Origin of the sequence: Stenotrophomonas sp. (assembly GCF_032066555.1) — a bacterium.
GTDB lineage: Bacteria > Pseudomonadota > Gammaproteobacteria > Xanthomonadales > Xanthomonadaceae > Stenotrophomonas.
The window spans coordinates 358-11,203 of record NZ_DAMBKV010000033.1 but is presented as its reverse complement, the minus strand read 5'-3'; the positions used below and the strand labels follow the sequence as shown (position 1 = coordinate 11,203).

The 10,846-nt window shown below is 61.7% G+C and carries 12 protein-coding genes; 9 read left to right on the top strand and 3 right to left on the bottom strand.

Going from position 1 to position 10,846, the window contains the following annotated elements; translation table 11 throughout:
- Nucleotides 1-380: 380 nt before the first annotated feature.
- Nucleotides 381-902, top strand: a complete 522-nt coding sequence (locus RT131_RS19415; RefSeq protein WP_313174627.1) for a hypothetical protein — start codon at nucleotides 381-383, stop codon at nucleotides 900-902.
- Nucleotides 903-1,088: 186 nt separating this feature from the next.
- Nucleotides 1,089-1,925, top strand: coding sequence for a hypothetical protein (locus tag RT131_RS19410; RefSeq protein ID WP_313174625.1), 837 nt, complete (start codon nucleotides 1,089-1,091; stop codon nucleotides 1,923-1,925).
- Nucleotides 1,926-2,123: 198 nt separating this feature from the next.
- On the opposite strand, the gene RT131_RS19405 is transcribed toward RT131_RS19410, so the two are convergent.
- The 3 genes from RT131_RS19405 to RT131_RS19395 all read right to left on the bottom strand — a co-directional run bounded on the left by RT131_RS19405 (nucleotide 2,124) and on the right by RT131_RS19395 (nucleotide 5,284).
- Complete coding sequence (locus RT131_RS19405; RefSeq protein ID WP_313174624.1) at nucleotides 2,124-2,951, bottom strand: restriction endonuclease; 828 nt, start codon at nucleotides 2,949-2,951, stop codon at nucleotides 2,124-2,126.
- 180 nt (nucleotides 2,952-3,131) lie between these two features.
- On the bottom strand, nucleotides 3,132-4,145 hold the full coding sequence (locus tag RT131_RS19400; RefSeq protein WP_313174623.1) for a cyclase family protein: 1,014 nt from the start codon (nucleotides 4,143-4,145) through the stop codon (nucleotides 3,132-3,134).
- A 233-nt stretch (nucleotides 4,146-4,378) separates the two neighbouring features.
- The gene (locus RT131_RS19395) at nucleotides 4,379-5,284 is read right to left on the bottom strand and encodes a LysR family transcriptional regulator (RefSeq protein WP_313174621.1); all 906 of its coding nucleotides are present in this window, start codon (nucleotides 5,282-5,284) and stop codon (nucleotides 4,379-4,381) included.
- A gap of 340 nt (nucleotides 5,285-5,624) precedes the next feature.
- Between RT131_RS19395 and RT131_RS19390 the strand changes: the two genes are divergently transcribed.
- The 7 genes from RT131_RS19390 to hslU all read left to right on the top strand — a co-directional run bounded on the left by RT131_RS19390 (nucleotide 5,625) and on the right by hslU (nucleotide 10,712).
- On the top strand, nucleotides 5,625-6,083 hold the full coding sequence (locus RT131_RS19390) for a VOC family protein (protein WP_313174619.1): 459 nt from the start codon (nucleotides 5,625-5,627) through the stop codon (nucleotides 6,081-6,083).
- Between the two features lie 188 nt (nucleotides 6,084-6,271).
- The gene (locus RT131_RS19385) at nucleotides 6,272-6,565 is read left to right on the top strand and encodes a hypothetical protein (protein ID WP_313174618.1); all 294 of its coding nucleotides are present in this window, start codon (nucleotides 6,272-6,274) and stop codon (nucleotides 6,563-6,565) included.
- A 102-nt stretch (nucleotides 6,566-6,667) separates the two neighbouring features.
- The gene (locus tag RT131_RS19380; protein WP_313174617.1) at nucleotides 6,668-7,138 is read left to right on the top strand and encodes a DUF1203 domain-containing protein; all 471 of its coding nucleotides are present in this window, start codon (nucleotides 6,668-6,670) and stop codon (nucleotides 7,136-7,138) included.
- A 292-nt stretch (nucleotides 7,139-7,430) separates the two neighbouring features.
- Nucleotides 7,431-8,036, top strand: coding sequence for a VWA domain-containing protein (locus RT131_RS19375; protein ID WP_313174616.1), 606 nt, complete (start codon nucleotides 7,431-7,433; stop codon nucleotides 8,034-8,036).
- A 255-nt stretch (nucleotides 8,037-8,291) separates the two neighbouring features.
- Nucleotides 8,292-8,504: a DUF3079 domain-containing protein gene (locus tag RT131_RS19370; RefSeq protein WP_313174614.1), complete on the top strand. Its 213-nt coding sequence runs from the start codon at nucleotides 8,292-8,294 to the stop codon at nucleotides 8,502-8,504.
- A gap of 250 nt (nucleotides 8,505-8,754) precedes the next feature.
- Complete coding sequence (gene hslV, locus RT131_RS19365) at nucleotides 8,755-9,306, top strand: ATP-dependent protease subunit HslV (protein ID WP_313174612.1); 552 nt, start codon at nucleotides 8,755-8,757, stop codon at nucleotides 9,304-9,306.
- A 29-nt stretch (nucleotides 9,307-9,335) separates the two neighbouring features.
- Nucleotides 9,336-10,712, top strand: coding sequence for an ATP-dependent protease ATPase subunit HslU (gene hslU / locus RT131_RS19360; protein WP_313174610.1), 1,377 nt, complete (start codon nucleotides 9,336-9,338; stop codon nucleotides 10,710-10,712).
- The last annotated feature ends 134 nt before the right edge of the window (nucleotides 10,713-10,846 follow it).

Sequence of the window (10,846 nt, the reverse complement as noted above, 5' to 3'; positions counted from 1 at the left end):
ATAAGATCAAAACCGGACTCTAAACCCGACCTCTACTCAGGCCGGGGGGACGTCGGAGGCCGCGTGGAAATCTGGTGTTGATGAGTTGACCTTAAGCAGTACATGGCGTCCGATGCTTGGATCGATACTGCATCGAATGGGTATAGCGTTAGATGTTGTCTTTGTCGATGACTTTGATGATCGCACAGCTCAGGGTCAGGAAATTCGAAAATTCCATGTGCATGAGAATAATCGCAGTAGATCTGCCCTCTATTTAGCATTTGAAGGGTTTGTGTTTGGTGACTCCAAGAATCTCAGTGGCTTCAAGGCTGATCCTTGGATAAGGGCAAGCACGGATACAACTCACCGGCATCATCTACATGTGTCAGCATTGGATCTAGATGAAAAATAATATTGCTATATTTGTTGTTGTCGCTGCTATGCTGACGCTCTCAGTGCAAGGCTGTCATGCGTCGCCTTCGCCTGATTCGGCACATGAACATTCAGTAGATACACCTTGTTTGGCGCAGGCGCGAGACAAGCTTAAATCTGAGATATTCTCAAGCGCTTCCAATCCTGAAGCTTTGTGGGCACTGGCTTCCTTGGCGACGTGTCCACGCGGAGCAATCGAAGAGGATCAGAGGGAAATGAAGAAGTTCATCATCTCGCCGATCAGTTACGTTACAGAGAGCTTTCCTGCCCAAGAGGGACCGCTAGACAGGGAGGCGGTTATCGCATCGCCCGACGACATGGCGCAGCTGATCGTATCCTCTGGTTTTTATGCGGAATTTGTAAAGATTTCTATTTCAAAATCTGATGCAGCGATACTTCAAGTTAGCAATGATGTATGCACGCTCCAGCTGGATTTGCATGTTACCGGTGATGGTTGGCAGGTGCGGGGCGCTAGGAATCAATGTGACTAATTGCGTGCTTCCGTCCTCAGTTGTGGGCCATAGAACTTTTAGTTTGGGGTTGGATAGCTAGGCAGAAGTGCATGACTACGATTAATTTTGGACTCGTGGCACAAACGTCAAGCAGCCCTGCTATATCACTTCACCTCGAATGAGTACCTACTGGGCTTGCTGCGAAGGATCGACAGGCTCATTGCCATGGCTAACGGTTTCCTGGACGAGCGAACACCTTTCGATTCGCTAGGGTTGGCAGTGGCGAACTGGCAACAACTAGACGCCTCCGCTCACTTTTCGGCCCATGCCTTTCCTGCATTGATCGAGTTCCGAGAGGGTGTTGTGGGCGCCATCGGACTCAGGGCCAGTGAGGTGTATAGGACTGCGGGTGAGAACCAGTGTGCTCGCATGCTTGAGGAGTACGGTCATCACATGACCTGGGCTACTCCAGATCAGGAGAGTGCATTCAAGGAAGAGGCCGCCTCGGTTTTCAGCTACGCAGGGCTCATTAGTTCGATTACGGATCGGCTCGGTGGACTGGATGATTTCTGGTTCTGGATAGTTTGGAATGAAGGACTTGTGGACGCTCACAGGATTCCACGGTTCCGCGTGCGCAAGGACATCGTCGCTTTCACGGATCTGCCTCCACCGCGCACTGGCGTTTACTTGCCGGAAGACGGTCCGTATGGCGCGTTGCAGTTTGCGTGGACGGGAGGCCGCGGCGAGTTGATAGGAGCCAGTAGCCTCAACGAGTTCGGCCGACGCGTTGCCCAGCAAATTGGCAGGGCTGGCCTTTGGGGCGACAGTGCGGGGCTGTACGAGATTCTGGATAGAAATCGCGCGATGACCCCCTACGACTGGTCATACATAACTGCAGATAAGGCCCATATCGCCAATTCCTTCGTGGCCTCAGAATGCTTTGAAGATCGCCCAAGCGAATGGTATTTCGTAGAGGTGGTCGAAGGCGAGTTTGAGGAGATCGATGGCACGTACTCCGGCGCCTCGAACGTTGATCTTCGCCCAGACCGGGTGCCTGCCTGAAAGGCGGTACCTGTTAGCGGGTGGTGGTATACGCCTGCGCAAGGCTCGCGCCGCTATTTCAAACAGGGAGAATTGTTCCCTGAAATCGCGGGCAGTGATTGGGGAAGCACCTTCTGGCTGTGGGCCAGTGACCAGGCCGCTCCACGGATCGGTTGATGGCCACTCGTGGCTTCGGGGGAACAGTGGAAGCTGCAGCCCTTAGCTGCCGCCTCTGCACTTTGGGAACTGGCTGCACCCAAGGAAGCCCTCGCCGGTGCGTCTGTTGGTCCGTTGCACGAGCGCACTTCCACAACGTGGGCATGCATGGCGTTGCGGGGAGGTGTCCGCTGGCGGCTGTGTCCATGTCGGCTCGTTACGTTGATCTGGCTGACGCCGTGGCGCACCCGTTTGCTGCGCGGCCTGGATCATCTCCAGAAACCGCTCTCCACTGATCAGTTCAATGGGCTTTCCTCTGGCGAATGCCTCCGCGTCCGAGGTATAGCTGCCGATGCAGACGATCTTCACTGCCTGCGCTTGATGGTGTGCAAGAAGCCCCGCCATCTCGCGCACCACGCTGACGCCAACCTGTTGGCGCTTCCACTGTTTGCATTGCACCAGCGTGCGTCGGCCGTCCTTGCGCAGGATGAGGTCGATGCCGCCATCGGGGCCGCCCAGTCCGGTTTCTTCCACCGCATAGCCCTGGCGGCGGAATGCTTCGCCTACGAGTTGCTCGAACTGGCGCCAGCCGCCGGCCGCCAGGCTTTCGAGCGTGGTGCGTGTGTCCAGGAAGCGGCGGCGCTTGCGGGCATTGAGGTAGGAGCCCAGGGCGGCGATCCAACAGATTACGAGCAGCACCCATGCCAGCGGCGCGAAGACAGGACTGGATTGTTGGGCAAAGGCTTGCGCCAGCATGCCGCCTTGAAGGGACAGGAACCATTGGATGCCGTAGCGCACCAGGATGAAGCCGATGATCCCTGCGAGGATGCCTACTGGCCACGGCGTGGTTGCCAATGTGCCGATAGGAGATTGTTTTGTTCTGCGTCCCATGCGAACCCCCTGTTCCAGAGGGCAACTTAGCGCTTGGGTGGGGTGTTGTCAGCAAGAGGGGGATTTGTGGGAGGTAAGGTGCAAGGCGCGAAGCTTGTTGTGTTGGGTGTTTGGCAGCGGGTTGTGCTGGTGGTGTTTTTGCTTCGCGGCTTACGCCGCTCCCACAAATGCAGCGGGACGTTATCGGACTGGCAACGCTATCGGACGTAGCGGGGCTGCGTCACCGCCGCGGATCTTCAGTGGGCCGCCGATGAAGGCGAACTCGTAGACCTTGTCGCGGGCCAGTTCGTCCAGCGCGATCAGCTCGATGATCGGTGCGCCTTGCTGGGCCAGCAGGTAGGTGTGCAGCGGGACGTAGTCGTCGGCCACTTCCGAGGGGAAGGTCTCGAAGCTGAGGTTGTCGGCGCCCACGATCATCGCGCCGCCGTCCTCGACCAGGAAACGTGCAGCATCCAGGCCCATGCCCGGCGGGTTGGCCATATAGGCCTTGGGCTGGTTGAACAGCTGCATGCGTCCGGTGCGGATCAGCACGATGTCGCCTTGCTGCAGGCTGACCTTTTGTCGGCGCAGTGCATCCTGCAGGTCCTGGCGGGTGACGCGGTAGCTGTCTGGCAGCATGTCCACGCCCTTGGCGCCGGCGACGTCGATCAGGATGCCGCGGGCAACCAGCGGTGGGAACTTCTCGATGCCGGTGACCTTCCAGCCGCGATCACCGAGGTGCTTGCTGGCCTCGAAGCCGTTCCAGATCTTGCCGTGGATGCCGAAGTGGTTGAGCGCGTCGATATGCGTGCCGGTGTGGCTGTACATCGAGAATGCGGTGCCGGTGTAGCTGCGGGTGATGTTCATTGTTTCGCCCACGCCCATCGGGTCATCGATCACCGTGCCCTGCGGCGTGTGGGTCATCCAGAACTGGTAATGCGGATCGCCGGCGTCCTGCCAGCTCGGCATGCCGACGTAGTAATCGGTGGCCAGGTCGTAGACCTTGCCGCCGCTCACCCGCGACAGGATCGCCGCGCGTGATGCTTCGGTGATCAGGTTGAGCCGGCCGATCTCGTCGTTCGGGCCCCAGGGGCTGACGCCGACCTGCTGGCCGGAGCGGAGTGACTCGGCCGTGGCTGAAGGGTGGGCCGCCGAGGGCAGGGCGGTGGCAGCCAGCAGCAGGCCGAGTGCAGTGGTGAATTTGCGGATATTCATCGGAAAAAAGCTCTGTGCGGGGAACGACGCGATGGCGTCGCAACAGGCACGCGGTGGCGTGCACGGGTCTCCGCGTTGCAACAGGGCCATCGCGCGCAATGCGTCGGCTGTCGGTCGCGTTGCTGGTAAGGGCAGCGCGCCGACATCAGGCCCGGCTCAGCGGGAGAACGCAGCTTAGGTAGCCGTCGCAGCGCGAAACAGCGGCTGCCGGGCAGCTCAGTATTCGCTGGGCGTCAGCAATCCAGGCCGGCGCAGCGGGGCAGGGCGGCGTGCAGGAAGTCGATGAAGGCGCGCACCTTGGGCTGCAGGTGGCGTTGGGTCGGGTAGACCGCGTAGACGATGCGCTGCGGGTAGTGATGATCCGGCAGCACCTGCTGCAGCTGGCCGCTGGCCAGGGCGGGCGCGGCCAGGAAGGAGGGCAGTGCGCCGATGCCGGTGCCGGCCACCAGCAACTCGCGCAGCAGCAGGCTGTTGTTGGCGCTGACGCGGGTCGGCTGGGTTACCGTCACCTGCCCATCGGGGCTGTGCAGCGGCCAGCTGCCGGGCGAATCGGACAAGCTGTAGGCCAGCAATGCGTGCTCGCCCAGCTGCGCTACCGTGGTCGGGGCTGGATGCTGCTGAAGATAGGCGGGCGCAGCGCACAGCACCTGCTGCAACGAGGCCAGGCGGCGTGCGACCAGGCTGGAGTCGTGCAACTCGGCGCGTATCCGCAGCGAGACATCGAAGCCTTCGCCGACGGCGTCCACCACCCGGTCTTCCATCACCAGGTCCAATGCCAGCTGCGGGTGCTCGGCCAGGAACCGTGGCAGCAACGGCGACAGCGTGCTCAACGCGAACGAAAGCGGTGCATTGACCCGCAGCCGCCCGCTGACTTCACCGCTTTGCTGGGCGATGCCGCGTTCCAGCGCATCCAACTCATCAAGCAGGCGGCAGCACTCCAGGTAATAGGCCTGACCGGTATCGGTCAGGCTCATGCGGCGCGTGGTCCGCTGCAGCAGCACCACGCCCAGATGCGCTTCCAGCGCACGCAGCTGCTTGCTCAAGCCCGCCGCTGACATGCCGAGGTCCTCGGCCGCACGCGCCAGGCTGGCACGCTCGACAATCCGCCGGAAGGCACGCATCAGGTTGAAGGAATCCACGGCAAGCCTCACGACAGAACGCGCACAGGGTAAAGAAAACCAGGGTCCGAGTCAGGTTTGAAGGCTGCAGGGATTTCTTTCAATAGTCCTGCGCGATGCCAACAAGGCCGGGCGGCCGTGCTCGCGATCGACGTTCCGCCAGCGTCGTCCTACTCCTGTCGCGTCGCTTCATAGGTGCTGCTGCCCCGCTGCAAGGAGAAGCCGGTGGCCTTACCGGGCTCCCGCGCGGCGATGCAGAAATTGTCAGGCGTCCTTGCTCAGGGTGTAGGCTCGCGTTGCGTCGCAGCCGGGTTGCTACGCGTCGTCGATCAACGCTGGTTTCTGCCACCGAGGAGTTCGCATGCCGGTCAAGCGCATGGACAACGTTGGCATCGTGGTCGAGAACCTGGATGCCGCCATCGAGTTCTTCACAGAACTCGGCCTGATCCTGGAAGGGCGCATGCCGATCGAAGGTGAGTGGGCTGGGCGCGTCACCGGTGTGCGCGACCAGCGTGTCGAGATCGCCATGATGCGTACGCCTGACGGGCATGGCAGGCTGGAACTCTCATGTTTCCACGCTCCGGCCATCGCTGCCGATCACCGTGCTGCACCAGTGAACTCGTTGGGCTATCTGCGCATCATGTTCGCGGTTGAGGACATCGACCAGACCCTTGCCCGGCTCAGCAAGCTTGGGGCTTCGGTGGTTGATCAGGTAGTCAACTACGAGGATACCTACCGGCTGTGCTACATCCGTGGTGTGGAGGAAATCCTGATCGGCCTGGCCCAGGAGCTGGTGCCCCGCAGGCCCGGTGATACCTGACATTGGGGAGCTTTGCCGGAGCGCTGGCCGCGGTCTGCCAGCGCGTCTTGATTGGGCGGTGGTGAGTTTGGCTTCACGCGAATGCACGGGGAAGCTGTTGTTGGTTGGCGCCAGGCAAGCGCGTCGCTTGACGGCATCAGGGTCCGCTGTGACTATCCGCGTATTCATCAGGGCTACCAAGGTTCCCCATGTCTGGCTTGCTTGGCGGGTTGATAGAGGGCGTTGTGGATTTCGTGACGGATATATGGGTGCTGCGCAGGCAGCGTTCGGGCAGGAATCTACCGACGAAGTCCCTTGGCAGGGATGCTGCAGACGTGGTGCTGTTCGATATCTGGGCCTTGCTGCTGTCGATCCTCGGCTTTGCCTGCTTCGCGGCGATGTTCTTCGCGGCCGAATTGCCGTTGTGGATCAGCCTGCTGCCCGCGGCGGCGGTGGTGATTTACCTGCTCTATCGCTGGTTCGCGCTGGTGCGCGCGGAATAGTCATCGCTGCGCGGACGCATTGGCGGATGACAGGTCCGATGATGGCGAGCCCTGGATTGCAGGCGATGCGATGCTGCGGGCCTTCAATCACCGAGATGCACCATGGCGTCCTTTCAGCTGCGCGGGTTGGATCCTGAACTTTTCGCTGGGCTTTTTGAGCTTGATGATGCGGCGCTTGGCGCACGCCAGATTGTGCGCGTCATCGCGACCGGGACATCGGGCTTCCCCTGCCGGGTGAGCCTGGCCGATGCGCAGGTGGGCGAGGAGCTGTTGTTGCTTCCGTTTCAGCACCAACCGGCGGACTCGCCGTATCGTGCCAGCGGCCCCGTTTTCGTACGGCGTGGGGCCGGGCCCGCGAAACTGCGCGTCAACGAGGTGCCAACCCAGGTGCAGCGGCGTCTTGTTTCCTGGCGTGCCTACGACGCCGATGATCGGATCCGGTTTGCCGAGGTCTGCGAAGGTATCGATGTCGGCGCCGGTTTGCAGCAGGCCTTCGATGATCCGGGCGTGGCTTATGTGCACCTGCATTTTGCCCGTTATGGTTGCTATTCCTGCCGCGCGGACCGGGTGTGAGCGCGGTGGCGGGCAAGCGTTTGGTCCCCTGCTCCTGCGCGCTGCACTGCACGCGGCGAAACGGCGAAGGTACCTTGCTGACGGATAGGGTGATGGCGTTGCAGTTGGCGACAGGCTTGCAAGGGGATGGATGGTTGCTGGAACCCTCCTGTGCAGGATGGCCCGGCACTGCGTGTTGTCCGGCTGGGGTTTGCGACTAGACTGGGCCGACGAATAAGGAGATTCCGATATGGGCTATGGATCCGGGCAAGCTGTTGGCGGTTCTGTGGGTGCGCAGGAAAGTCGTTGTGCCGTGTTGTTGCTGTTGGATACCTCAGAGGCAATGGGGCGTGAGCGCATTGATCGGCTCAACGCCGCGCTCATGCAGTTCAAGCAGGCCTTGTATGCCGATCCGGAGACGGCAAAGCGCGTTGACATTGGAATCGTCAGCTACGGCCCGGTACGCACGGCGACCGATTTCGTGGCGGCGCAGAGCTTCTATCCCCCGTTCCTGCTCACCGCCGCGGATGCGCCCATGGGGGCGGCGATCGAGCAGGGATTGGCGCTGATCCGTGAGCGCAAGGAGACCTACAACGACCGGGGGCTCAGCTACTACCGGCCGTGGCTGTTCCTGATCAGTGCGGGAGCGCCCAGCGATGATTGCCAGCGGGCTGCTGAAGGTATCAGGGACGGTGAGGCCAACAAGGATTTCCAGTTCTTCGCGGTAGGCGTGGAGGGAGCGGACATGCAGGCACTACGACAGGTATCGGTGCGCGCGCCGTTGACCTTGAAAGGCCAGCAGTTCGATCAGCTGTTCAGTTGGTTGTCCGCTTCCATCGCTGCCGTGGTTCGTTCTGCACCGGGCGATACGGTGCCGTTGAGCAATCCGACTGCGGGCGGCGGCTGGGCGGCAGCATAGCGGCGGCCACAGGCGCCGGCGCGTTCGCAGCAACGGCGCAAGCCGCAAGCCGACGTCAGTGGCGTCGCCCGAGTACCTGCTATCCCGGCAACCGCAGGCTTCGCGGTCAGCGCCGCTCCTGGCAGGTGTTGCATGCGAGGGGAGGCCCTGCGGGGCAGGGCTTGGCACTACATGGTGGAGGGTGGCTTGATCCATGTCAGTGCACCTGTTGCGTGCGCGGCGCATGGTTGTCCTCCAAGCGTGGAGGGCGTCGCGATGGCCAAACCTTTTCCGTTGAACCCCAAACACCCCGAGCGGATCTGCTGGGGCTGTGACCGCTATTGCGCCACTGATGCGCTGGCCTGCGGCAATGGCTCGGGGCGCACGCAGCACCCGGCGGAGCTGCAGGGTGAGGATTGGTATCTGGCGTGGGGAATCGAACCGGAGCCGGGGCGGCCGGGAAGGGCGGCGCTGGAGAAGAAGTTGTAGGAGCGGCATGAGCCGCGAAGCTCGCGGTTTGTCAGGTCACGGGCTCTCTTGCGGCTCCAGTGGTGTCGGCTTCGCGGCTTGCGCCGCTCCTGCGAGGTGATCGGTTGGATTGCTTGGAAGGCCTCTGCCGAGCATGGCTCGGCACTACATGAGGCGTCGGTTTTCTGAATGGTGGCTGTCGCTGGCGGGCGGAGGCTTGATCGCGACGCTGACCGGCCCCATTACCGGTGAACAGTATTCCGGAGGCCGTATGGACCCCAGTCAGAACCCGAACGTGTTTCATGCCACCACCATCTGCTGCGTGCGTCGCGGCGAGCATGTGGCGATTGCTGGCGATGGTCAGGTCACCCTGGGCCATACGGTGATGAAGGGCAATGCGCGCAAGGTGCGCCGGCTTGGTCGCGATGGCCAGGTGCTGGCGGGCTTTGCCGGTGCAGCCGCGGATGCCTTCACCCTGTTCGAGCTGTTTGAAGCCAAGCTTGAAAAGCACGGCCAGCTGACCCGCGCTGCGGTGGAGCTGGCCAAGGATTGGCGCACCGATCGCCGCTACGGCAAGCTCGAAGCCCTGTTGGCCGTTGCCGACAGCGAGACCTCGCTGATCATCAGCGGCACCGGCGATGTGATCGAGCCGGAGGACGGCATCATCGCGATTGGCTCCGGCGGTTCCTACGCGCTCAGCGCGGCGCGAGCTTTGCTCAAGCACACCGATCTGGATGCACGTGGCGTGGCCACCGAGGCGATCAACATCGCCGGCGGCATCTGCATCTACACCAACACCAACGTCGTGGTGGAAGAGCTCTGAGCTCTTCGGCCATCAACCGCGAGTACCCCATGAGCCATAAGATCGAAGTTTCCTCCGCCACCATGACGCCGCGCGAGATCGTGCAGGAGCTGGACCGTCATATCGTCGGCCAGCACGACGCCAAGCGCGCGGTCGCCATCGCGCTGCGCAACCGCTGGCGCCGCATGCAGCTGCCCGTCGAGCTGCGCAACGAAGTGATGCCGAAGAACATCCTGATGATCGGCCCCACCGGCGTCGGCAAGACCGAAATCGCGCGTCGCCTGGCCACGCTGGCCAATGCGCCGTTCGTCAAGGTCGAAGCTACCCGTTTCACCGAGGTCGGCTACGTCGGCAAGGACGTCGAGCAGATCATCCGTGACCTGGCCGATACCGCGGTCAAGCTGTACCGCGAGCAGGCCAAGGTGCGCGTGCGCACCCAGGCCGAAGAGAAGGCCGAAGACCGCATTCTTGATGCCTTGCTGCCGCGTCGCAGCGTCGGCATTGGCTTCGACCCGGAAGCGGCGCGCAATGAGCCGTCGGCTGCCGATAACGAAACCCGCATCAAGTTCCGTCGCATGCTGCGCGCCGGTGAGCTGGACGAGCGCGAGATCGAACTGGATGTTGCCGCCAACGTCAGCATGGACATCATGACCCCGCCAGGCATGGAGGAAATGGGCCAGCAGCTGAAGTCGATGTTCGCCAATCTTGGCAGTGCCAAGTCGAACAAGCGTACGTTGAGCATCAAGGCCGCGCGTCCGCTGCTGATCGAGGAGGAGGCCGGCAAGCTGGTCAACGAAGACGATATCCGCACGGCCGCAATTGAAGCCTGCGAGCAGCATGGCATTGTCTTCATCGACGAGATCGACAAGGTGGCCAAGCGCAGCGACGCAGGTTCGTCCGGCGGCGATGTCTCACGCGAAGGCGTACAGCGCGACCTGCTGCCGCTGGTGGAGGGCTCCAACGTGTCGACCAAGTACGGCACGGTGAAGACCGACCACATCCTGTTCATTGCTTCCGGTGCGTTCCATCTGGCCAAGCCGAGCGATCTGATTCCCGAACTGCAGGGTCGTTTCCCGATCCGCGTTGAACTGGGTGCGCTGAGCAAGAATGATTTCGTGCGCATCCTGACCGAGCCGAAGGCGGCGTTGACCAAGCAGTACGAAGCCCTGTTGGCGACGGAAGGCGTCAAGGTCAATTTCACTGCCGAGGCGGTGGATCGTCTGGCGGAGATCGCGTTCCAGGTCAACGAGCGGCAGGAGAATATCGGTGCGCGTCGTCTGCACACCGTGTTGGAGCGTTTGCTGGATACCTTGAGCTATGAGGCGCCGGACCGTGATGGCGACAGCATTGCGATCGACCCGGCGTATGTGGACAAGCACCTGGGTGAGCTGGTGAAGGACCCGGATCTGAGTCGCTATATCTTGTGATGATTGGTGTGGGTTGATGAGAAGCGGCGGCACGTTGGTGTCGCTGCTTTTTTGTGTTTTGGTTGTTGGCATTGCGAGCAAGGCCCTTGCCGAGCATGGCTCGGCACTACCAATGCCGAACGGTACCGCGGCTT

Excerpts from the sequence above, each read along its gene's own strand:
- RT131_RS19415 (WP_313174627.1), top strand. The coding sequence starts at position 381 with ATGAAAAATAATATTGCTATATTTGTTGTTGTCGCTGCTATGCTGACG.
- RT131_RS19410 (WP_313174625.1), top strand. The coding sequence starts at position 1,089 with ATGGCTAACGGTTTCCTGGACGAGCGAACACCTTTCGATTCGCTAGGG.
- RT131_RS19405 (WP_313174624.1), bottom strand. The coding sequence starts at position 2,951 with ATGGGACGCAGAACAAAACAATCTCCTATCGGCACATTGGCAACCACG.
- RT131_RS19400 (WP_313174623.1), bottom strand. The coding sequence starts at position 4,145 with ATGAATATCCGCAAATTCACCACTGCACTCGGCCTGCTGCTGGCTGCC.
- RT131_RS19390 (WP_313174619.1), top strand. The coding sequence starts at position 5,625 with ATGCCGGTCAAGCGCATGGACAACGTTGGCATCGTGGTCGAGAACCTG.
- RT131_RS19385 (WP_313174618.1), top strand. The coding sequence starts at position 6,272 with ATGTCTGGCTTGCTTGGCGGGTTGATAGAGGGCGTTGTGGATTTCGTG.
- RT131_RS19380 (WP_313174617.1), top strand. The coding sequence starts at position 6,668 with ATGGCGTCCTTTCAGCTGCGCGGGTTGGATCCTGAACTTTTCGCTGGG.
- RT131_RS19370 (WP_313174614.1), top strand. The coding sequence starts at position 8,292 with ATGGCCAAACCTTTTCCGTTGAACCCCAAACACCCCGAGCGGATCTGC.
- hslV (WP_313174612.1), top strand. The coding sequence starts at position 8,755 with ATGGACCCCAGTCAGAACCCGAACGTGTTTCATGCCACCACCATCTGC.
- hslU (WP_313174610.1), top strand. The coding sequence starts at position 9,336 with ATGAGCCATAAGATCGAAGTTTCCTCCGCCACCATGACGCCGCGCGAG.